General features: G+C 38.9%; 20 protein-coding genes. 18 read left to right on the plus strand and 2 right to left on the minus strand.

What is annotated here, in order from left to right:
- Window positions 1-178: 178 nt before the first annotated feature.
- The 7 genes from GWJ05_RS05310 to GWJ05_RS05340 all read left to right on the plus strand — a co-directional run bounded on the left by GWJ05_RS05310 (window position 179) and on the right by GWJ05_RS05340 (window position 7,760).
- Window positions 179-940 (plus strand): nucleoside-specific channel-forming Tsx family protein, encoded by a 762-nt coding sequence (locus GWJ05_RS05310; protein WP_036932887.1) that lies wholly within the window; start codon window positions 179-181, stop codon window positions 938-940.
- Window positions 941-1,436: 496 nt separating this feature from the next.
- A complete protein-coding gene (gene cyoA / locus GWJ05_RS05315; protein WP_036932888.1) occupies window positions 1,437-2,387 on the plus strand; it encodes a cytochrome o ubiquinol oxidase subunit II in 951 nt (316 codons plus the stop codon).
- A 4-nt stretch (window positions 2,388-2,391) separates the two neighbouring features.
- Window positions 2,392-4,374, plus strand: a complete 1,983-nt coding sequence (gene cyoB, locus GWJ05_RS05320) for a cytochrome o ubiquinol oxidase subunit I (RefSeq protein WP_087802972.1) — start codon at window positions 2,392-2,394, stop codon at window positions 4,372-4,374.
- Entirely contained in the window at window positions 4,374-4,985 is a 612-nt protein-coding gene (locus GWJ05_RS05325) for a cytochrome o ubiquinol oxidase subunit III (protein WP_036932890.1), read from the plus strand. Before cyoB ends, GWJ05_RS05325 begins: the two co-directional genes overlap by 1 nt.
- Window positions 4,985-5,317 carry a cytochrome o ubiquinol oxidase subunit IV gene (locus GWJ05_RS05330; protein WP_006535101.1) on the plus strand — a complete coding sequence of 111 codons (333 nt, stop codon included), beginning with the start codon at window positions 4,985-4,987 and terminating at the stop codon, window positions 5,315-5,317. Before GWJ05_RS05325 ends, GWJ05_RS05330 begins: the two co-directional genes overlap by 1 nt.
- A gap of 11 nt (window positions 5,318-5,328) precedes the next feature.
- Entirely contained in the window at window positions 5,329-6,213 is an 885-nt protein-coding gene (cyoE, locus tag GWJ05_RS05335) for a heme o synthase (RefSeq protein WP_087803036.1), read from the plus strand.
- A 173-nt stretch (window positions 6,214-6,386) separates the two neighbouring features.
- Window positions 6,387-7,760 (plus strand): MFS transporter, encoded by a 1,374-nt coding sequence (locus GWJ05_RS05340; RefSeq protein ID WP_036932893.1) that lies wholly within the window; start codon window positions 6,387-6,389, stop codon window positions 7,758-7,760.
- A 50-nt stretch (window positions 7,761-7,810) separates the two neighbouring features.
- On the opposite strand, the gene GWJ05_RS05345 is transcribed toward GWJ05_RS05340, so the two are convergent.
- Entirely contained in the window at window positions 7,811-8,302 is a 492-nt protein-coding gene (locus GWJ05_RS05345) for a YajQ family cyclic di-GMP-binding protein (protein ID WP_036932894.1), read from the minus strand.
- Window positions 8,303-8,529: 227 nt separating this feature from the next.
- On the opposite strand from GWJ05_RS05345, the gene panE reads away from it, so the two are divergent.
- Both panE and yajL read left to right on the plus strand, forming a co-directional pair.
- The gene (gene panE / locus GWJ05_RS05350) at window positions 8,530-9,450 is read left to right on the plus strand and encodes a 2-dehydropantoate 2-reductase (protein WP_036932895.1); all 921 of its coding nucleotides are present in this window, start codon (window positions 8,530-8,532) and stop codon (window positions 9,448-9,450) included.
- Window positions 9,419-10,036: a protein deglycase YajL gene (gene yajL, locus GWJ05_RS05355; RefSeq protein WP_036932896.1), complete on the plus strand. Its 618-nt coding sequence runs from the start codon at window positions 9,419-9,421 to the stop codon at window positions 10,034-10,036. Before panE ends, yajL begins: the two co-directional genes overlap by 32 nt.
- A 955-nt stretch (window positions 10,037-10,991) precedes the next feature.
- On the opposite strand, the gene thiI is transcribed toward yajL, so the two are convergent.
- On the minus strand, window positions 10,992-12,443 hold the full coding sequence (gene thiI, locus GWJ05_RS05360) for a tRNA uracil 4-sulfurtransferase ThiI (protein WP_036932900.1): 1,452 nt from the start codon (window positions 12,441-12,443) through the stop codon (window positions 10,992-10,994).
- Window positions 12,444-12,644: 201 nt separating this feature from the next.
- On the opposite strand from thiI, the gene xseB reads away from it, so the two are divergent.
- The 9 genes from xseB to rbsR all read left to right on the plus strand — a co-directional run bounded on the left by xseB (window position 12,645) and on the right by rbsR (window position 21,970).
- Complete coding sequence (gene xseB, locus GWJ05_RS05365) at window positions 12,645-12,908, plus strand: exodeoxyribonuclease VII small subunit (protein WP_052038405.1); 264 nt, start codon at window positions 12,645-12,647, stop codon at window positions 12,906-12,908.
- A complete protein-coding gene (gene ispA / locus GWJ05_RS05370) occupies window positions 12,909-13,832 on the plus strand; it encodes a (2E,6E)-farnesyl diphosphate synthase (protein ID WP_036932902.1) in 924 nt (307 codons plus the stop codon).
- A gap of 66 nt (window positions 13,833-13,898) precedes the next feature.
- Complete coding sequence (gene dxs, locus GWJ05_RS05375) at window positions 13,899-15,764, plus strand: 1-deoxy-D-xylulose-5-phosphate synthase (protein WP_036932904.1); 1,866 nt, start codon at window positions 13,899-13,901, stop codon at window positions 15,762-15,764.
- A 338-nt stretch (window positions 15,765-16,102) separates the two neighbouring features.
- On the plus strand, window positions 16,103-16,522 hold the full coding sequence (rbsD, locus tag GWJ05_RS05380) for a D-ribose pyranase (protein ID WP_036932906.1): 420 nt from the start codon (window positions 16,103-16,105) through the stop codon (window positions 16,520-16,522).
- 7 nt (window positions 16,523-16,529) lie between these two features.
- Window positions 16,530-18,038, plus strand: coding sequence for a ribose ABC transporter ATP-binding protein RbsA (rbsA, locus tag GWJ05_RS05385; protein WP_036932907.1), 1,509 nt, complete (start codon window positions 16,530-16,532; stop codon window positions 18,036-18,038).
- Window position 18,039: 1 nt separating this feature from the next.
- Window positions 18,040-19,005 carry a ribose ABC transporter permease gene (gene rbsC, locus GWJ05_RS05390; RefSeq protein ID WP_036932908.1) on the plus strand — a complete coding sequence of 322 codons (966 nt, stop codon included), beginning with the start codon at window positions 18,040-18,042 and terminating at the stop codon, window positions 19,003-19,005.
- A 42-nt stretch (window positions 19,006-19,047) separates the two neighbouring features.
- Window positions 19,048-19,938: a ribose ABC transporter substrate-binding protein RbsB gene (rbsB, locus tag GWJ05_RS05395; RefSeq protein ID WP_036932909.1), complete on the plus strand. Its 891-nt coding sequence runs from the start codon at window positions 19,048-19,050 to the stop codon at window positions 19,936-19,938.
- Between the two features lie 78 nt (window positions 19,939-20,016).
- Window positions 20,017-20,943: a ribokinase gene (rbsK, locus tag GWJ05_RS05400; RefSeq protein ID WP_161681153.1), complete on the plus strand. Its 927-nt coding sequence runs from the start codon at window positions 20,017-20,019 to the stop codon at window positions 20,941-20,943.
- 4 nt (window positions 20,944-20,947) lie between these two features.
- Window positions 20,948-21,970 carry a ribose operon transcriptional repressor RbsR gene (rbsR, locus tag GWJ05_RS05405; protein ID WP_180978776.1) on the plus strand — a complete coding sequence of 341 codons (1,023 nt, stop codon included), beginning with the start codon at window positions 20,948-20,950 and terminating at the stop codon, window positions 21,968-21,970.
- Window positions 21,971-22,158: the final 188 nt, after the last annotated feature.

Genomic DNA, 22,158 nt, shown 5'->3' on the forward strand with positions numbered 1-22,158 from the left:
AACAAATAAAAAATACAAAACTTCCTATTTTTTAAACTAATATAAAAATTCCAGAAACAGATCTCATTTAAACATCTAATTTCTAGAAAATGGATTTTTATAGTTTATTATTCTAATAAAAAAGAAAAGCTAAACATTCACCGCAACTATAATCGACCATAAACCATCGAGAAAATTTATGATCAAAAAACCATTTTTGTTTGTCATCGCAACAACATTCTCTTTATCTTCTCAAGCAAGTTATTTAGGAGGATTTGCCAGCACCAGTATTAACTACTTAGATTGGACAACACATACCACACACAAAACTGGCAAAACGTCCCATAAAGATGATTTTGCCTATTTAGAACTTGAAGGTGGCGCCAATTTTTCATGGGGAGAGTTTTATGGTTTTTTCGATTTAGAAAACCCCTTTAATAAAAAAGAAACTCAGCCAGGAGATAATCAGCGCTATACCGTTAAAAGCACCGCTCGTATTTATTTAGGTAATAGTAACTTTAATTTATATGGACATGTTTATGGAACATGGTCACTTCCCGGTAAAAAATACGGTGGCAACTTCCATGAAGTAAATACACTTTACGGTTTTGGCTATAACACACAAATTGCTAATTTGTGGTTCAAACCTTTTATTGCCCTTCATTATGTCGACCAGTCTAAATATTCAGGTAACAACGGTTATGTCGCTGGTTGGATTGCAGGGTATGATTTTAATATAAAAAATCAAAAATTTAGCCTGACAAACTGGCATGAAATGGAGTTTCAGAGACATAAACGTTATGGCAATGGAGGTAAAAATGGCATTAATGGCGCTTTAGCCATTTGGTGGCATCCAACAACATCTATCACTACTGGTATTCAATATCGTTATGCTTATAAAAAGCTAGGAGAGAATTTTCTGCAAGACGGTATTGTATATAGCTTGAAATATAATTTCTGATAGAAAATTGTTAATTTTTATTACAGCGGATTGGTTTTTATCCGCTGTAATTCTTTTTTCTCACTTAAAGTAAAATGTTCTCATTGGATATAAACATTCAACAAACAATCTATTATCGATATTAAAAATTATGTAGTAGACAAATTTAAATATTAAACGTCAAAATAAAAAGAATTTATCTCACAAACTCTCCTCCGACCTCCCTATTGCTACTTTTTTACTCAAAATACGTTTTCTTACACTTTTTACTGCATTTTTATTTGTAAAAATATGTATTTATTTTATAAGTATGGTACTTTATGAAATTATCGTTAAGATCTAATAATTAAGTTAACAATTATTTAATAACCCAGTTACTTGTGATCACATTAACACAAAAGACTAACCAACACCTTACTTACCATTACAATTGTTTACACTGTCGCAACCTTACCGTAAAATGTCCTTACTGATACTGATGAAACAACAATAGAACCTTTGTCATTTAGGTCGTTGGATGAGACTTATGAAATACATAAAAAGTATTGGGACATTTTCGCTATTAGTAGCCACGCTCTTATTAAGTGGCTGTGAGATGGCGTTAATGGATCCCAAAGGCGCTATCGGCGCTGAGCAAAAAACATTAATCCTCATTGCACTTGGTTTAATGTTGATTGTTGTGATACCGGTAATATTGATGGTGATTGTTTTCGCTTATCGCTACCGTGAATCCAATACAAAAGCTACCTACCGCCCAAACTGGGCTCACTCAAATAAAATTGAACTCGTTGTTTGGACTGTGCCAATTATCATTATCGTGATTTTGGCTAGCATCACTTGGAAAACAACCCATGAGCTTGATCCTTACAAGCCTTTAGAGTCCACAGAAAAACCAATCACTATTGAAGTTATTTCAATGGATTGGAAATGGTTGTTTATCTATCCAGAACAAGGTATTGCAACAGTCAATGAATTAGCGTTTCCTGCTAATGTGCCTGTTAATTTCAAAATCACGTCTGACTCCGTCATGAACTCATTCTTTATCCCTCGCTTAGGTGGCCAAATCTATGCGATGGCTGGAATGCAGACCAAACTTCACCTAATTGCTAACGAGCCTGGAGAATACCCAGGAATATCAGCAAGCTATAGTGGGCATGGTTTCTCTGATATGAAGTTTACAGCAATAGCAACGCCTGATCGTGCTGGTTTTGATGCATGGGTTGAGAAAGTAAAACAATCATCAGATACGTTAAATACCACTGCTGCATTTAATGAACTTGCTAAACCAAGCCAGAAAAATCCAGTGACCTACTATTCAAGCGTGAAGCCAATGCTATTCCAAGAGACCATTTCTAAATTTGGTCACACTGGTCATGGCGCTCACACCAGTAGCAATCAGACAGCACATGCTGATGCAACAATGAATATGAACATGGGCCATGCGGCGCATGCAGGAGCAGAGGAATAAAGGCATGTTCGGAAAATTAACTCTTGATGCAATCCCGCTACATGAACCAATTATCGTAGTCACTTTACTCGGTATTGTTCTTGGTGGGCTTGCTGTTGTTGGCGCACTAACTTATTTTCGTAAATGGAAATGGTTGTGGAGCGAATGGTTAACCAGCGTTGACCATAAAAAAATTGGTATTATGTATATCATCGTTGCAATGGTCATGATGTTCCGTGGCTTTGCCGATGCCATTATGATGAGAAGCCAACAAGCACTCGCCTCTGCAGGTGAAGCAGGCTTCTTACCTCCTCATCACTATGATCAGATTTTTACCGCACACGGCGTTATCATGATTTTCTTCATGGCAACACCTTTTGTTGTGGGTCTGATGAACCTCGTTGTACCTTTACAGATTGGTGCTCGTGATGTGGCATTCCCATTCCTAAACTCATTAAGCTTCTGGTTCTTTGTCGTGGGTGTGTTGTTAATCAACATCTCTTTAGGTATTGGTGAATTCGCGCAAACAGGTTGGTTAGCTTATCCACCACTTTCAGGCTTGGAATATAACCCAGGAGTCGGGGTCGATTATTGGATATGGAGTTTACAGATATCTGGTATTGGTACACTTCTAACAGGGGTTAACTTCTTCGCGACTATCTTGCGTATGCGTGCGCCGGGTATGAGCATGATGAAAATGCCAGTATTCTCTTGGGCGGCTTTATGTACTAACGTCCTGATTATCGCAGCATTCCCTATTTTAACCGTCACGATTACATTGTTAACGTTAGACCGCTATCTTGGTACACACTTCTTTACCAATGATATGGGCGGTAACATGATGATGTATATCAACCTCGTATGGGCTTGGGGTCATCCAGAAGTTTATATCCTTGTTCTGCCTGTCTTTGGCGTGTTCTCTGAAGTCACGGCAACTTTCTCTAAAAAACGGTTATTTGGTTATACCTCATTAGTCGGTGCGACTGTTGTAATTACCGTATTATCATTTATCGTTTGGTTACACCACTTCTTTACCATGGGCTCTGGCGCTAACGTAAACGCCTTCTTTGGTATCGCCACCATGATCATCGCCATACCGACAGGGGTTAAGATCTTTAACTGGCTGTTTACGATGTATCAAGGTCGTATCGAATACAAAAGCCCAATGTTATGGACTATCGGTTTCCTTATTACCTTCTCTGTAGGGGGAATGACCGGCGTTCTGTTAGCCGTTCCGGGTGCAAACTTTGTTTTACATAACAGTTTATTCTTAATTGCTCACTTCCATAACGTGATTATCGGTGGTGTAGTGTTCGGCTGTTTCGCTGGTATGACTTACTGGTTCCCTAAAGCATTCGGTTTCACCCTAAATGAAAAATGGGGGATTCGTGCATTCTGGTTCTGGTTTATCGGGTTCTTTATGGCCTTTATGCCACTGTATATTCTTGGCTTTATGGGTATGACTCGTCGTTTAAGCCAAAATATCAATCCAGAATTTAACCCAATGCTGCTAGTTGCCGCTGGGGGAGCTGCACTAATTGCTATCGGTATTGCTTGCCAGGTTATCCAAATTTACGTAAGTATTCGCGACCGTGATCAAAACCGTGATTTAACGGGCGATCCATGGGGTGGACGTACTCTCGAGTGGTCAATTTCTTCACCTGCACCTTTCTACAACTTCGCTGTTGAACCTAATGTGCAAACTCGTGATGAGTGGTGGGATCAAAAAGAAAAAGGCACTGCTTACCAGCGCCCAACGAAATACGAACCCATCCATATGCCAAAAAATACAGGCGCAGGTGTGATTATTTCAGCATTCAGCTTAGTCCTTGGCTTTGCCATGATCTGGCATATCTGGTGGTTAGCTATCGTTGGTTTCGCTGGCATGATTGTCACTTGGATCGTGAAAAGCTTCGATACAGATGTCGATTACTATGTCCAAGTACCTGAAATTGAAGCTATCGAGAATAAGCATTATGAAGAACTGAAAAAAGCAGGTGTAAAATAATGTCTACTCAAACTGTAAATAACACAAACGCCCATGAGCATCATGGGCACCACGATGCAGGAGCGACGAAAGTTTTCGGCTTCTGGATCTACCTAATGAGCGACCTTATCCTGTTTGCCAGCTTATTTGCCACTTATGCGGTGCTTGTCAACGGGATTGCAGACGGTCCTTCTGGTAAAGAAATTTTTAGCTTACCTTTTGTTTTAGTTGAAACCTTCTTACTGCTGTTTAGTAGTATTACTTTTGGTTTCGCTATGCTGAGCATGAATAAAGGCAGTGTTAGCCAAGTTAATCTGTGGTTATTTGTCACTTTCTTATTCGGCTTAGGTTTCGTCATCATGGAAGTTTACGAATTCCATGAATTGATTGCAGAAGGTTATGGCCCAGATCGCAGTGCATTCTTATCTGCATTCTTTGCATTAGTTTCAACGCACGGCCTTCACGTAACAGCAGGTTTAATTTGGATTGTGATTATGATGATCCAAGTATCACGCCGTGGTTTAACTGAAGTTAACCGTACTCGTTTAAGCTGTTTAAGTCTGTTCTGGCACTTCCTTGACGTTGTCTGGATTTGTGTGTTCACCGTAGTTTATCTGATGGGAGCGATGTAATGAGTCATCCAAATACTTCTCCTTCAGGCGCAAGCCACGGCAGCATGAAGTCTTATCTGATTGGCTTTATTCTGTCTGTTATCCTCACCGTTATTCCATTTTGGATGGTGATGGAAGGAACAGCGACACCAGCAACCATTCTATGGACCGTTGTCGGTATGGCAGTTGTGCAGATTGTTGTTCATTTAGTCTGCTTCTTACATATGAATACGTCATCAGAAGAGCGCTGGAACGTCGTCGCATTCCTGTTCACACTGCTTATTATCGGCATTGTTGTCGTAGGCTCGTTGTGGATTATGTACAACCTGAACATCAATATGATGATGGATTAAGAGTTGTCGCTATGATTAAGCAATACCTACAAGTCACCAAACCAGGAATTATTTTCGGAAATTTAATTTCTGTAATAGGTGGTTTTCTTCTCGCCTCCAAAGGTGAAATTGACTACCCCCTATTTGTCGCGACTCTACTTGGGGTGTCTCTGGTCGTTGCTTCTGGTTGTGTTTTTAACAACTATATTGACCGTGATATTGACCGTATCATGGAAAGAACGAAGAATCGCCCATTAGTTAAAGGATTAATTGACCCTCGAATTAGCCTGATTTATGCCTCAGTATTAGGTATTGCAGGTGTTGTGCTGCTCTATGTAGCAGCCAACCCGCTTGCAATGTTTATCGCTGTATTTGGTTTTATTATTTATGTTGGGGTTTATAGCCTCTACATGAAGCGTAAATCTGTTTACGGTACGCTGATTGGAAGTTTATCTGGCTCTGCACCACCTGTTATCGGTTATTGTGCCGTTAGCGGTGAGTTTGATGCGGGTGCGGCAATCCTATTACTTATCTTTAGTTTGTGGCAGATGCCTCACTCTTATGCCATTGCGATTTTCCGATTTAAAGACTATCAAGCAGCCAATATTCCAGTATTGCCCGTTATTAAGGGGATCTCAGTCGCTAAACGCCATATCATTCTTTATATTCTGGCATTTATGATTGCAACCTTAATGCTGACATTAGTTGGATATGCAGGCTATAAATATCTGATAGTCGCTTCAGCCGTCAGTATTTGGTGGTTAGGCATGGCTTTATCCGGTTACAAAGCAACCAATGATAAAGTGTGGGCACGAAAATTATTTATTTTCTCTATTGTAGCAATCACTTCATTAAGTGTAATGATGTCGGTTGATCCAACAAGCTCAACAGAAACTGTCCTTGCTTATCTAAGATAATGTATTTATTAAAATAACCGAAAGACCAGTCAGCCTTCTGACTGGTCTTTTTTTATCCTTTTTTACGACTTAAGAAGATATCAGTACAATTTTGGCTTTTTTGCATTCTATTTATTGATTAACCTCGTTATAAAATGTCATTACAATGGGGTATCAGTAATACGAGGTAATCCATGAATGATAATAAAATGACCCCATTAGAGCGCAAAGCGACATGGGGACTAGGCACTGTTTTTTCTCTTCGCATGCTTGGCATGTTTATGGTACTCCCTGTTTTAACCACTTATGGGCTTCAACTACAGCATGCAACAGAATCACTCATTGGATTAGCCATCGGTATTTATGGATTAACACAAGCGGTATTCCAAATTCCTTTTGGTATCTTCTCTGATAAATTTGGTCGAAAACCTATGATTGTTTTCGGCCTAATTATTTTTATTGTCGGAAGTCTCATTGCCGCTCTGAGTGACAATATTTATGGCATTATTATTGGTCGAGCGCTACAAGGTGCGGGAGCCATATCGGCCGCAGTTATGGCTTTACTGTCTGACTTAACTCGGGAACAAAATAGAACAAAAGCGATGGCTTTTATCGGTATCAGCTTTGGGATAACCTTTGCTTTAGCCCTCGTTTTAGGACCAGTCTTAACACATATTTTTGGTTTACATGGACTCTTTTGGGGGATCGCCCTACTTGCCTTTGGTGGAATTCTTATTACGCTTTTTACCGTTCCCAATAGTGAACACCATATTCTTAATCGAGAATCTGGTTTTGTCCGTGGCAGTGTAAAAAAAGTCTTATTTGACCCACAGCTTCTTAAGTTGAATACGGGTATTTTTTCACTACATACTTTATTAATGGCTGCATTTGTTGCGCTTCCTCTGGTTATGAATAGCGCCGGTTTAGCAAAAGAAAAACACTGGATTGTTTATCTTGTCACCATGCTTATCGCTTTTATTACTGTATTGCCTTTTATTATCTACGCAGAAAAAAAACGTAAAATGAAACAGGTTTTCTTATTCTGTATCTTTTTACTGATTATCGCTCAAGTTATTTTAATAAGCTCTGACTCTAGTTTATGGCTAATTATTGCTGGCATTCAGGTCTTTTTTATTGGCTTTAATATTATGGAAGCACTACTACCTTCATTAATTAGTAAAGAAGCACCCGCTGGCTATAAAGGTACAGCAATGGGAATTTATTCCACCAGCCAATTTTTAGGTGTGGCATTGGGAGGTATTTTAGGTGGATGGCTTTATCAGCATTATGATGCACAAATCGTATTTCTAGGCTGTTTAGTGATTGGCATTATTTGGTTTTTGATTAGTTTAACCTTACGTCAACCCGCTTATGTTAGCAGTTTACGTATTGAATTACCGTCTAATCTGTCTTTAGGTCAGCAACAAAAACTACAACAAATATTTAAACAACAACCAGGTGTTAATGAAGTTGTGATTATTGCTGATGAGCAAAGCGCCTATATCAAAGTGGACACCAAACAAACACCGAGAGCAACATTAGAGTCCTTAATCTCTTCTATAGAATGAAAACAAAAATGCGCTGAATAAACAGCGCATTTTTATGACTAAATAAATTGTTAGTCACGGAAGTTATTAAATTGGAATGGCTGCCCTAGCTCACCTTCTCGGACTAATTTCATTACAGCTTGTAAATCATCACGGGATTTGCCTGTAACACGAACTTGTTCACCTTGAATTTGAGCTTGTACTTTTAATTTACTGTCTTTAATTAACTTAACAATTTTCTTTGCTAATACAGTATCAATCCCTTGTTTTAAAGTGGCTTCTACGCTGTACATTTTTCCACTGTGAGTCATTTCTTCGGGGATATTTAATACTGCACCATCGATCCCTCTTTTTGCCATTTTCTCACGCAGAATATCTAATAATTGCTGAACTTGAAATTCAGATACGCTGGTTGTTTTCACTGACTCTGCTTTTTCGTTTAATTCAAAACTGGCTTCGACATTACGAAAATCCCAACGAGTAGTCAGTTCACGTTGTGCGTTTTCCACCGCATTACGCACTTCATGTAAGTCAACTTCAGATACGATATCAAAAGATGGCATTCTTTCTTCCTCAATAAATAAATACAATCCAAATAATAGCTTCTTTTAAGGTTGCAAAAAAGCATTGCACATTCAATAACGACTTTATCACTCAAATTCATACTGATAGTAAAGAGCAAACATACTTTAAACAGAGAAGCACAATCAATGTTATAATTTCAGAAAGATACTCTAGTGATAGCAAGTCACCGCCTTACTCTATTACGATTTTTAAAAGAAGAGGCACAATGAAAATTACCGTTTTAGGATGTGGTTCAATAGGTAAACTTTGGATCGCCGCATTAACACTTCAAACTCATGAAGTACAAGGCTGGCTAAGAGTGCCACAACCTTTTTTAGATGTGAGTGTCGATAATATTAATGGTGAGCCTTTTTATCAGCGCATTATCGCGAATCAACTTGAATGGTTAAAACAAAGCGAATTACTTATTGTTTGCTTAAAATCGTGGCAAGTCTCAGATGCTGTAAATGCACTTCTACCTTATTTATCCGCACAATGTCCTATCTTATTAATTCATAATGGTATGGGAACTGCTGATGAATTAACAGCAACACAACACCTTATCACTAGACCCATTTTGCAAGGCATTATTACTCATGGTGCTTATCAACAAGGCCAGAACGTTATTCACACAGCTACAGGTATAACACATATTGGCCCATTAAATAGTGTTGCTCAGCAATACAGTCATTTAGCAGAAATACTTCATCATGCATTACCCGATGTTGCTTGGCACAATGATATCCATACCATTAGTTGGCTAAAATTAGCTGTAAATTGTGTTATTAATCCATTAACTGTTTATTATCAGTGTCGTAATGGGGATTTATTGCGCTACCCTGAGCATATTCACAAAATTTGTGATGAAGTTTATCAAGTGATGGAGCGTGAAGGTGTTATCCCTACGTCTAAAACACATCTGCATGGCTACATTATTGATACCATAGAACAAACGGCAAATAATTATTCATCTATGTATCAAGATGTGAAGTATCAACGTCACACAGAGATTGACTATATTACCGGTTATTTATTACGTCGAGCGTCAGCGCAAGGCCTTGTTTTACCGGAAAATAACCACCTTTTTCAATTTATCAAACAACAGGAAGGTAATTATGACCATATCAGCGATCATCTGCCTAGCTAATGGAAGCGAAGAAACAGAAGTCGTGACCACCGCAGACTTATTAATAAGAGCGGGCATTCATGTGGTACTTGCTAGTGCAGAAGATGATGTTGATGATCTTGTTATCACTTGTTCTCGTGGTATTAAACTTGTCGCTGATGCGCCTCTAGTTCGTGTTGTTGATCATCACTATGACGTTATTATTCTCCCCGGTGGATTACAAGGTACTGAAACATTGAGAGATAGCCCTTTAGTGGTCGAAAAAGTACGTCGCATGCACAGTGAAAATAAACTTGTGGCTGCGATTTGTGCTGCTCCTGCAATCATTCTTGAAACTCATAATATTTTTCCTATTGGAAATATGACAGGCTTCCCTGCATTAAAAGATAAAATATCACCGAAAAAATGGGTTGATTACCGAGTCTATTTTGATGAAAGAGTAAACTTAATTACTAGCCAAGCGCCCGCAACATCTATCGATTTTGCACTAAAAATTATCGAACGCTTAAAAGGTAAAGAAGTCGCTGCCGATGTTGCCAAACAACTTGTATTACCACCCGGTATTTATAATTACCGAGATGAATTTACTGGGTTCGGGGATAGATAGAAAAATAACTAGAACTGTTTAAAATATAAATATTGTTTAAGTGGTTCTAGTTTCATTCCTGATATTCTTTATATTTAGAATGCTTTCAACATGCTAATATTATTATAAACAAATTTAGTTACTCAATTAATATATAAGGATACAATCTTCCGGGTATAGATATTTCTGAAAATAAAATAATTACTTTAAATACTCAGCATGAACGTCGAGTAATAACGATAAAGATGGCAACCCTTTAATATATTCGTTAAAAGGAATCTATAACTATAAAATTACAATAAGTGAGCTATATAAATTTAAACCTTCTTTCTTAATCATTTTAAATAAAATAAGATCTAAGATAACAAATGAAGATATTTTATTCATCGTTATGCCATTATCGACAACAATACCATTCTCATTGACAAGACGGATCTCTCGTCGTTTAAGATCGATATCTTACAATAATGTATTTATTAAATATACTGTGGATGAAGTGATTAACAGCTATTTAAATAAAGAAATAATTAAAAAAGTCCCCAAAAAAAATTCGGCATTATTTTCTTCTTGGAAAATAAACCCAGATTTCGATATTAATAGATTAAATCATTATAATATTATTTTCGGGAACAACATTAAATACAGCAACTATAAAATTAAATAGATCAGGATTAACATGTTCTACTGCAATCTGCCTTTTAAGTAATCTTTGAATTTGATCTCTTTTTAAGATTAATATATATTCCTTAGTTCTAGATAATATTTCTAGCTTAAGAGCCAACATACGCCCTTGGCTCTATAAATATGAAGCATTTTGTAAAAAATGTGGGCTCGCGCAAGCACCATGATGATGGTCAAGCAATAAGAGCAAAGTAATCATCCGGAGAATGGCAACGACATTCCCCAACATAAAAGTTGTATAATTAAAAAAAGCCACTTTATAGTGGCTTTTTATCAAAAATATAAACGTTATATATTATTTTTTACGATAGACTTTAACGTTCTCAAAACCTTGCTCACGTAAATAAAGCGCTTGTAAACGGCTCATCATTCCACGATCACAATACAGTAAATAGGTTTTTGCTTTATCTAAATCACCAAACTGAGTGCTTAGTTTATAGAAAGGTAGCTCTTTAACATCAACTCCTTCTATCTTTAATGGTGACGTTTCTTGCTCTTCTGGTGAGCGAATATCCAGAATAACGTCGTTAGCCCCAAATTCAGAGACCATTTCAACTTCAGTAACTTGCTGTACGGTTTCTTCGGCAATACGACGAATATCCATATTCTTAGCATTTTCAACAACGCTATCAAGAATAGAAAAATCAAACTTCTCTTCTTCTGCTTCGATCTTCGCTTTTACCGCTTTCACTGTTGGGCTTTTTGAAATCACACCACAGAATTCAGGCATAGTGCGAGCGAAATCTTCTGTACCAATTTGACGTGCGATATTGATAATGTTCTCTTTATCATGAGTGATAAGAGGGCGTAAAATTAACGTGTCTGTCGCATTATCAATTAAACGTAAGTTAGTTAAGGTTTGGCTAGAAACCTGCCCTAATGCTTCGCCTGTAACAATTGCTTGAACACCATAACGCTCTGCCACTCTTGATGCTGCACGTACCATCATACGTTTTAATACAACACCCATTTGGCCATCATCGACTTTTTCTAAGATTTCTGCGACAACAGGCTCAAAATCAACAGCAACGAAATGCACTTTATGTGAACGACCAAAACGGTTCCATAAATAATACGCAACTTGTTTAACGCCAATTTCGTGAGCAGAACCACCTAAGTTAAAGAAACAATAGTGAACCCGGCTACCACGACGCATTAACATATAGCTCGATACACCTGAGTCATAACCACCAGAGATCAGTGATAAAACATCTTCTTGTGTACCAATTGGGAAACCACCAATGCCTTCATAACGCGCATTCACCAGAATAAGTTTGTCATCTTCAATTTCCAAATTAATGGTGACATCTGGACGGGTTAATTTCACTTTAGCGCTTTCAACGTGTTGGTTAAAACCACCACCAACATAGCGCTCAACTTCATTTGAAGTAAAACTGTGTTTACCACGACGTTTGGCACGAACACAAAATGTTTTGTTTTCAACTAAATGCTTAAATGCTGCAAAAGTTTGCTCAAAAATATTATGTAAATCGGTATAAGGATGTTCTTCGACTTGTAAAAAGTGATGAATACCAGGAATACGTGTTAATGCATCACATACTGCTTCACTTTTACTTTCATCTTTACTCACAACCACAATGTTATCCCAATTACGGACAACTGTGATTTCATCACCAATTGAACTTAAGACATTACGGATATTGCTAGTGAGAATTTTGATAAAACGTATACGAACAGATTGGCTTTTGATCGTGATTTCGGGGAATAATTTAATAATAAACTTCATAGTCAATGGTCATAGGTTATTAAGTAGAAACATAAACTACAGTGATGTAAATTGACTGGAGTTTATAAAAGTCACAAAGTATATCACCAATATTTAGGCCTCACCCGCAAAAATCATCGACTGAATAAGAAATTTTCTTCTTAGTTGTAGTAAGATGATCGCTATTATTCAGCACTCACATGCTTTATTATCAAAAATATTATGGCTAAGAAAACGACATCAATTAACGAAGACATCGCACAAGCACCAAGTTTCGAAGCATCTATGCAAGAACTTGAACAAATCGTAAACCGCTTAGAATCCGGTGAGCTCCCTTTAGAAGACGCGCTTAATGAGTTTGAACATGGCATTCGTCTAGCCCGTGTTGGACAAAAAACATTACAAGACGCTGAACAACGCGTTCGTATTCTTTTAAAAGAAGATGACAATGCCACTCCTGATGATTTTATCCAAGAGGCAGAATAATTGAGCAACGCAACTTCAAGTACGGATGCGTTCCGTCATAAATTAAATTCCACCCACCAGCGTGTTGATAATGCATTAAACCAAGCCTTATTATCGCTCCCTTTTGCTGATATGCCTCTAGGTAAGGCAATGCACTATGGCGCTCTTTTAGGTGGTAAACGCTTACGTCCTTTCCTTGTTTATGCTGTTGGCGAAATGTTTAAAGTTCCAGTACTCAACCTTGATGCTCCGGCAGCCGCAGTAGAATGTATTCACGCTTATTCCCTGATTCATGACGATTTACCTGCAATGGATGATGATGATCTACGCCGAGGTAAACCAACGTGCCATATCGAATTTGGTGAGGCAAATGCTATTTTAGCCGGTGATGCACTGCAAACATTAGCTTTTGAGATCTTAGCAAAAAACCCAATGCCCGATGTATCAATGGCTGATCGCGTCGCAATGATTGCTGAATTAGCCACAGCCAGTGGACTTTCAGGTATGTGTGGTGGTCAGGCACTTGATCTGGAAGCTGAAGATAAATCGATTGATCTCGAATCCCTTGAAAAAATCCATTTACATAAAACAGGTGCATTAATTCGTGCGGCTGTTCGCTTAGGAGCATATAGTGCGGGTTCTAAAGGTCATGATGTATTACCCGCATTAGATAAATATGCTCACTCCATTGGCCTTGCATTCCAAGTGCAAGATGACATTTTAGATGTCATTGGTAGTACTGAAGAAACTGGAAAACGACAAGGTAGCGACCAAGAATCAGGAAAAAGTACCTATCCGGCTCTTCTTGGGTTAGAGCAAGCTCAAAAGAAAGCACAGGAATTGTATAACGAAGCACTGGATGCCTTAGCGTTTCTTGAGCAATACGAGTACGATACGACCACGCTTAAACAATTAGCGAGTTTTATCGTCGAACGGAAAAACTAATAAAAAATAAAGAGAGCAGCTTACCTGTTCTTTCCCTATTACAAGAGATTAATTAATAGGCATCACATGAGCATTGATATCGAAAAATATCCCACATTGGCGTTGGTTGAAACACCAGAAGATTTGCGCCTATTACCAAAAGAGAGTTTACCTAAACTCTGTGATGAGCTAAGGCTATTTCTTCTTAACAGTGTCAGCCGCTCAAGTGGTCACTTCGCCTCAGGTTTAGGTGCTATTGAGTTAACGGTTGCTCTTCATTACGTCTATAAAACCCCTTTTGATAATCTTATTTGGGATGTTGGTCATCAAGCCTATCCCCATAAGATCTTAACGGGTCGCCGTGACCGCATTGATACTATCCGTCAAAAAAATGGGTTACACCCCTTCCCTTGGCGAGAAGAGAGTGAATACGATAAACTTTGTGTCGGCCACTCTTCAACCTCTATCAGTGCAGGTTTAGGTATGGCTGTTGCAGCTGAACAAGAAAAGCTGAACAGAAAAACAGTTTGTGTGATTGGTGATGGTGCAATTACTGCAGGTATGGCTTTTGAAGCAATGAACCACGCTGGTGACATTGAGCCAGATATGCTCGTTGTACTTAATGACAATGAGATGTCAATCTCCGAAAATGTTGGTGCATTGAATAATCATCTTGCTCAATTGTTATCAGGCAAACTGTATACCACCTTACGTGAAGGTGGAAAAAAGGTCTTTTCTGGTATTCCACCAATTAAAGAATTACTGAAAAAAACGGAAGAACATATTAAAGGCATGGTTGTTCCCGGCACCATGTTTGAAGAGTTGGGTTTTAATTATATCGGCCCAGTTGATGGTCATGATGTTATTGCGTTAGTGCAAACACTCGCTAATATGCGTGATTTAAAAGGTCCTCAACTTCTGCATATTATGACTAAGAAAGGTCGTGGATATGCACCTGCTGAACGTGATCCTATTAGCTGGCACGCGGTACCTAAGTTTGATCCACAAACAGGTACATTACCTAAAAGCCCTAATGCACGACCTACATTTTCCAAGATCTTTGGTGACTGGTTATGTGAAGAAGCCTCAACTGATCCAAAACTGATGGCAATTACCCCTGCTATGCGCGAAGGCTCTGGCATGGTCCGTTTCTCAAAAGAATACCCTTCACAATATTTTGATGTTGCGATTGCTGAACAACACGCCGTTACCTTTGCCGCAGGTTTAGCGATTGGGGGATATAAACCGATTGTTGCTATCTACTCAACATTCTTACAACGTGCTTATGACCAAGTGATCCACGATATTGCCATTCAAAAACTGCCTGTTTTATTTGCCATTGATCGTGGCGGTATTGTGGGAGCAGATGGACAAACTCACCAAGGTGCATTTGACCTTTCGTTCTTACGTTGTATTCCTAATATGGTCATTATGGCGCCGAGTGATGAAAATGAATGTCGCCAAATGCTTCATACGGGTTACCACTATCAAGATGGCCCTGTTGCCGTACGTTATCCAAGAGGTTCAAGTGTTGGCGCACCATTACAACCACTTAATGCACTACCTATGGGGAAAGGAATTATTCGTCGTCAAGGTAAAGGCATTGCTATTTTAAACTTTGGTACATTACTGCCAGAAGCATTAGAAGTCGCAGAAAAACTAGATGCTACTGTTGCGGATATGCGCTTTATCAAACCATTAGATAAATCACTTATTCTTTTGCTGGCAGAGCAACATGATATGTTGGTAACGCTAGAAGAGAATGCCATCATGGGTGGCGCTGGTAGTGGTGTAAATGAGTTACTCATGCAAGAGCGTTGCTTAGTGCCGGTCTTAAACCTAGGTATCCCTGACCTGTTTGTACCACAAGGTGGACAAGAAGAGATCAGAGCTGATTTAGGACTTGATGCTATTGGTATCGAAAAATCCATTATGGATTATCAAACTAAATAGTGAGTACTTTTCGCCTTTAAAAACCTCTCCTGCTTTATAAGTGGGAGAGAGCCATCATTTGTACTCACCTGTTCATATAAAAATAGTCATTTTTGATTCTCTGTTTTTGCTTTTTATAACCTTTGTAGTAAATCACATTTTCATGAAAATCACTGCAAACAATAGTTCTCCTTATTGAATCCATTCAGCTTTAATTTATTCAACCAGTTAGATTTTTCTTTCTTTTTACTTACCAACGAAACGTTTCGATCATGCTCACAATATGAATAAATCAAACTTGTTTTCCCTCTTTTCTTTTCTACTATATACACAGCGAAACGTTTCGCTGAGGAGAAAATATGAAAAAAGGCGTATTACTAAATAGTCCTATTTCTAGCGTAATTTCACGTTTAGGACACACTGATAAAATCACCATTGCAGATGCCGGATTACCTATTCCCTCTTCTGTCGAACGTATTGACCTCGCTCTAACACAGGGAATACCTGACTTTATGTCAGTATTACAAACTGTCACTCATGAAATGCAAATAGAAGCCGTGATGCTGGCAGAAGAAATTAAGACCATTAATCCCTCCCTTTTTAATGAAATACTCTCTTACCTCAATTTATTAGAGCAAGAGCAGAAGAAACCTATTCAAATAACGTATGTTCTTCATGAAGTATTCAAAAAACAACTTCCTGAAAATAAAGCGGTTATTAGAACGGGTGAATGTACACCTTATGCCAATATTGTGTTGTTTTCTGGTGTGACTTTCTGAGGACAATATGGAACCTTTACTCGAACTTAAAGATATTGATAAGTCATTTCCTGGTGTAAAAGCACTATCAGGCGCTACTCTACGAATTTACCCTGGTCGAGTAATGGCTTTGGTCGGTGAGAATGGGGCAGGCAAATCAACATTAATGAAAGTACTCACCGGTATCTATAAAAAAGATGCGGGGGAAGTCATTTATCAAGGTGAACATTGCTCCTTCAATGGTCCTAAATCATCACAAGAAGCAGGAATAGGCATTATTCACCAAGAACTTAACCTTATCCCAGAATTAACCATTGCAGAAAATATCTTCTTAGGTCGTGAGTTTACGCGTGCTTTTGGGGCTATCGATTGGAAGAGAATGTATGCTGAGGCTGATAAGTTATTAGCACGATTAAACCTCGCTTACAGTAGCCACCGTTTAGTGTCTGAATTATCAATTGGTGATCAGCAAATGGTGGAAATCGCCAAAGTACTCAGCTTTGGTTCTAAAGTGATTATTATGGACGAACCAACCGATGCATTAACCGATACAGAAACTGAATCACTGTTTAGTGTTATTCGCGAATTGAGAGAGCAAGGTTGTGGCATTGTCTATATCTCGCATCGTTTAAAAGAAATCTTTGAGATTTGTGATGATGTGACGGTACTTCGGGATGGCCAGTTTATTGGAGAGAAACCTGTCGCTTCGTTAAAAGAAGATACGCTCATTGAAATGATGGTTGGCCGTAAACTAGAAGATCAATACCCTCGTATCAATATTCCTCAAGGCAAGACCAAACTCAACGTTATTAATCTTAGTGGTGAAGATGTTCACGATGTCAGTTTCTCATTACATGAAAGTGAAATTCTGGGTATTTCAGGCTTAATGGGTGCTGGACGTACAGAATTAATGAAAATTATCTATGGTGCATTACCTAAAACGAGTGGAACCATAGCGCTAGATGGTAAACCTTGTCAAATCAGAAAGCCGGTAGAAGGGCTTGAGCACGGTATTGTTTATATCTCTGAAGACAGAAAACGTGATGGTTTAGTACTAGGCATGTCAGTGAAAGAAAATATGTCGCTAACTGCACTTCGCTATTTTAGCCGAGGCATGGGCGTACTCAATCATAAAGAAGAACAACTGACCGTCGGCGATTTTATTAAGTTATTCAATATAAAAACCCCTTCAATGGATCAAACCATTGGCTTTTTATCCGGGGGGAATCAGCAAAAAGTCGCTATCGCAAGAGGCCTAATGACTCGCCCCAAAGTGCTTATTCTTGATGAACCCACTCGAGGTGTAGACGTAGGCGCTAAAAAAGAAATTTATCAGCTAATCAATAAATTTAAACAAGAAGGATTAAGCATTATCTTAATTTCTTCTGAAATGCCTGAGGTAATGGGAATGAGTGACCGTATTTTGGTGATGCATGAAGGTCGTATTAGCGGTGAGTTTTCAGCTCACAATGTCACACAAGAAATGCTAATGGCAGCCGCTGTTGGTAAACAATATGACGCTAAAATAGGAGTTTGATATGAGCACGAATTCAATTCCAGCGTCAAAACGTTGGTTCTCAAAAGCATGGTTATTAGAACAGAAATCTCTGATTGCACTGTTACTTCTGATTGTTGTCGTTTCCACACTCAGTCCTAACTTTTTTACCTTAAATAATATCTTCAACATTCTCCAACAAACATCGGTTAACGCCATTATGGCGGTTGGCATGACTCTTGTTATTTTAACCTCTGGTATCGACTTATCGGTAGGATCATTACTTGCGTTAACGGGAGCTGTCGCGGCCTCTATGGTTGGCGCTGATGTCAATGCCCTTGTTGCTGTTGTCGGTGCATTAGCACTCGGCGCTGCCATTGGTGGTGTCACCGGGATTATCGTGGCAAAAGGTAAAGTTCAAGCTTTTATCGCCACCTTAGTCATGATGCTATTACTGCGCGGTGTTACCCGTGTTTATACCGACGGTAGCCCTATTAATACTGGCTTTAGCGATAATGCTGATCTCTTTAGCTGGTTTGGTATTGGTCGTCCGTTTGGTATTCCAACCCCAATCTGGCTCATGATGATTGTCTTTTTGAGCGCGTGGTATTTATTACATCATACCCGTTTAGGTCGTTATATTTATGCGCTTGGGGGAAATGAATCAGCAACACGTTTATCCGGTATTAGTGTCGATAAAATCAAAATTATTGTTTATGCACTTTGTGGTTTATTAGCCGCTCTTGCTAGCGTGATTGAAGTTGCTCGCCTTTCATCAGCACAACCGATGGCTGGTAATGGTTATGAATTGGATGCCATTGCTGCCGTTGTTCTGGGGGGCACCAGTCTTGCTGGTGGTAAAGGTCGTATTATCGGCACGCTAATTGGTGCACTTATTTTAGGTTTCTTAAATAATGCACTGAATTTATTAGGAATATCATCAAATTATCAAATGATAGTAAAAGCGGTGGTCATCTTACTTGCTGTTTTGGTAGATAACAAAAAATAACTCTCTATTCTCTTAATCCGAACCCCGACAGGAACTTATATTATGAAACTCAAAAAAATGGCGACACTACTTTCTGTTGTTGCATTAAGCGCCACAATTAGCGCCAATGCATTGGCCAAAGAATCTATCGCGCTTGTTATCTCTACGCTTAATAATCCTTTCTTTGTCACCATGAAAGACAGTGCACAGAAAGAAGCCAATCGTTTAGGTTATGACTTAGTTGTGCTCGATTCCATGGATAACCCAGCTAAAGAGCTTGCTAATGTGCAAGATTTAACCGTAAAAGGCACACGATTAATGTTAATCAACCCGACAGACTCAGATGCGGTGGGGAATGCGGTTATTTTAGCGAATAAAGCTAAGATCCCAGTGATCACCTTAGACCGTGTTGCAAATAAAGGTGAAGTCGTCAGCCACGTCGCTTCTGATAACCGTCTTGGAGGAAAAATGGCGGGTGATTACATTGCAGAGAAAGTGGCTAATGATGCCAAAGTGATCCAATTAGAAGGGATCACAGGAACCTCTGCATCTCGTGAACGTGGTGAAGGCTTTAAACAAGCTGTTGATGCTCATAAATTGAATGTACTTGCAAGCCAACCCGCTGATTTTGACCGTACAAAAGGCCTTAACGTGATGCAAAACCTATTAACAGCTTATCCTGCTGTTCAAGCTGTTTTTGCACAAAATGATGAAATGGCATTAGGCGCATTACGTGCGTTACAAACCGCAGGTCGTACTGATGTATTAGTTGTAGGTTTTGATGGCACAGATGATGGTATCAAAGCAGTAAACCGTGGCATGTTAGGTGCAACCATTGCTCAGCGCCCAGATCAAATTGGTATTATCGGCATCCAAACAGCTGATAAAATTCTCAAAGGCGAAAAAGTGGATCCAACAATCCCTGTCGAACTTGAGTTAGTTATTAAAAAATAACAACAATAAATACCACGGAGTGATAATGCTCCGTGGTGGCTTTAATGATCACAACACGTTTTACAAGGATTAAAGGCTATGACAACACCTCGCCTTGCTGTGCTAGGCAGCATCAATGTTGACCACATTATGAACATTTCACAATTCCCCAAACCAGGTGAAACCATTATTGGTCATCAATACAAAATAGCCTTTGGTGGCAAAGGTGCGAATCAAGCCGTTGCTTGTGGTCGTAGTGGTGCCGATATTACCTTTATTGCCTGTGTCGGTGATGATGCGATTGGTAGTGAGATAATCTCACAACTTAAAACAGACAATATTCATATCGATGCAATTAGTATTATTCCGCAAACACCGACAGGCGTAGCCATGATCCTTGTAAATGATCAAGGTGAAAACGTAATTAGCATAGTCGCTGGTGCCAATGGCGCACTAACGCCAGTACATTTTCAGCAATATCATCACGTTATTGAACACGCTGATGCTTTGTTAATGCAATTGGAGTCACCATTAGAGACTGTTTTTGAGGCTGCAAAACGGGCAAAATCACATCAAACTAAAGTCATTTTAAATCCAGCTCCCGCCCAACCATTATCCGACGAATTTCTGAGTTTTATTGATGTTATCACTCCAAATGAAACAGAAGCTGAAATATTAACAGGTGTTTCTGTACATGATGAAGCCGGTGCCGCAAAAGCGGCCAATATTTTACATTGCAAAGGTATCAAACAAGTGCTTATCACTTTAGGTCGTCGTGGTGTATGGTTTAGTGAGCAAGAGAAAGGCATGATAATTCCAGGATTTCGTGTCGAAGCTGTTGATACCATTGCCGCAGGTGATACATTTAATGGTGCATTTGTCACAGCAATATTAGAAGGCAAACCTTCTGTTGAGGCTATTCGTTTTGCCCATGCAGCGGCTGCCATTGCAGTTACACGTCATGGTGCACAATCTTCCGTTCCTTGGCGTCATGAAATTGAATCATTTTTAGCAGAGCGAGCATAAAACTTTGGCAACAATGAAAGATGTCGCCCGTTTGGCGGGCGTTTCGACATCAACGGTTTCTCACGTTATCAATAACAATCGTTATGTTAGCGAAGGCATCCGTAAAAAGGTGAATGAAGCTATTGAAACCTTGAATTACGCCCCTTCAGCGTTAGCACGTAGTTTAAAAATGAACTGTACTCATACTATTGGTATGTTAGTAACAGCCAGTAGTAATCCCTTTTATGCCGAGGTTGTACGCGGTGTTGAACGTAGTTGCTACGAAAAAGGCTATAGCTTAATTTTATGCAACACGGAAGGGGATTATGAGCGCATGGATAGTAGCCTTGAAACGTTACTGCAAAAACGTGTTGACGGTTTATTATTGATGTCAACAGAAGCCCGAGCACCCTCTCATGAAGTACTAAATCGTTATCCTCGTTTACCTATGGTGATGATGGATTGGTCTCCGTTTGAATACGGCGGAGATATTATTCAAGACAACTCCTTACTCGGGGGAGAAATTGCCACCAATTATCTGGTTGAAAAAGGCTTTACCGAAATTGCCTGTATTGCAGGCCCTCAAGATAAACTCCCGGCAAAACATCGTTTGCAAGGCTATTACAATGCCATGCAAAAAGCAGGATTAACCATTCGAGAAGAGTTTGTATTAACAAGCGATTTTGAGTTCGCAGGTGGATTTAGTTCAATGCAAAAACTGCTCTCACTTCCTGTACGACCACAAGCAGTTTTTACCTGTAATGATGCAATGGCTGTTGGTGCTTACCAAGCTATTTATCAAAAAGGCTTGCGCGTACCGTATGATATTTCCATCATAGGTTATGACGATATCGATCTAGCCTCTTATATGATCCCCCCTCTTTCAACCATTCACCAACCCAAAGACGAATTGGGTAAACTCGCTGTCAGCCAATTATTGCATCGTATGGAAAATATCGATGCTGATGACAATGTTTTGGTGCTTACACCTAAACTGATAGAGCGTGGCTCAGTGAGTAATTTTGTAAAATCACGACAAGAAGATTAATACTATTATTGATGATGCTCTCTTTTAAGATGAGAGCATTTATTTTTAGTTATATTTATAAATTTATAACCTTAATATCATTAAGTTAGATAATATTTAAAACTACTTTTATTTATCATTATTTTCTATTTAACTCGCTATATCTAACCAACTTTTCCTAATTCTTTATGTCACAACCTGTGAAAGAT

Origin of the sequence: Proteus sp. G2626 (assembly GCF_009915985.1) — a bacterium.
GTDB classification, from domain to species: Bacteria; Pseudomonadota; Gammaproteobacteria; order Enterobacterales; family Enterobacteriaceae; genus Proteus; species Proteus vulgaris.

What these genes read in the sequence shown, in the direction of transcription:
- GWJ05_RS05330 (WP_006535101.1), top strand. Translation starts at nt 4,985, where the DNA reads ATGAGTCATCCAAATACTTCTCCTTCAGGCGCAAGCCACGGCAGCATG.
- xseB (WP_052038405.1), top strand. Translation starts at nt 12,645, where the DNA reads ATGGCTAAGAAAACGACATCAATTAACGAAGACATCGCACAAGCACCA.
- cyoE (WP_087803036.1), top strand. Translation starts at nt 5,329, where the DNA reads ATGATTAAGCAATACCTACAAGTCACCAAACCAGGAATTATTTTCGGA.
- GWJ05_RS05340 (WP_036932893.1), top strand. Translation starts at nt 6,387, where the DNA reads ATGAATGATAATAAAATGACCCCATTAGAGCGCAAAGCGACATGGGGA.
- dxs (WP_036932904.1), top strand. Translation starts at nt 13,899, where the DNA reads ATGAGCATTGATATCGAAAAATATCCCACATTGGCGTTGGTTGAAACA.
- rbsB (WP_036932909.1), top strand. Translation starts at nt 19,048, where the DNA reads ATGAAACTCAAAAAAATGGCGACACTACTTTCTGTTGTTGCATTAAGC.
- thiI (WP_036932900.1), bottom strand. Translation starts at nt 12,443, where the DNA reads ATGAAGTTTATTATTAAATTATTCCCCGAAATCACGATCAAAAGCCAA.
- GWJ05_RS05325 (WP_036932890.1), top strand. Translation starts at nt 4,374, where the DNA reads ATGTCTACTCAAACTGTAAATAACACAAACGCCCATGAGCATCATGGG.
- rbsK (WP_161681153.1), top strand. Translation starts at nt 20,017, where the DNA reads ATGACAACACCTCGCCTTGCTGTGCTAGGCAGCATCAATGTTGACCAC.
- yajL (WP_036932896.1), top strand. Translation starts at nt 9,419, where the DNA reads ATGACCATATCAGCGATCATCTGCCTAGCTAATGGAAGCGAAGAAACA.
- GWJ05_RS05345 (WP_036932894.1), bottom strand. Translation starts at nt 8,302, where the DNA reads ATGCCATCTTTTGATATCGTATCTGAAGTTGACTTACATGAAGTGCGT.
- rbsD (WP_036932906.1), top strand. Translation starts at nt 16,103, where the DNA reads ATGAAAAAAGGCGTATTACTAAATAGTCCTATTTCTAGCGTAATTTCA.
- cyoB (WP_087802972.1), top strand. Translation starts at nt 2,392, where the DNA reads ATGTTCGGAAAATTAACTCTTGATGCAATCCCGCTACATGAACCAATT.
- GWJ05_RS05310 (WP_036932887.1), top strand. Translation starts at nt 179, where the DNA reads ATGATCAAAAAACCATTTTTGTTTGTCATCGCAACAACATTCTCTTTA.
- rbsC (WP_036932908.1), top strand. Translation starts at nt 18,040, where the DNA reads ATGAGCACGAATTCAATTCCAGCGTCAAAACGTTGGTTCTCAAAAGCA.
- cyoA (WP_036932888.1), top strand. Translation starts at nt 1,437, where the DNA reads ATGAGACTTATGAAATACATAAAAAGTATTGGGACATTTTCGCTATTA.
- rbsA (WP_036932907.1), top strand. Translation starts at nt 16,530, where the DNA reads ATGGAACCTTTACTCGAACTTAAAGATATTGATAAGTCATTTCCTGGT.
- panE (WP_036932895.1), top strand. Translation starts at nt 8,530, where the DNA reads ATGAAAATTACCGTTTTAGGATGTGGTTCAATAGGTAAACTTTGGATC.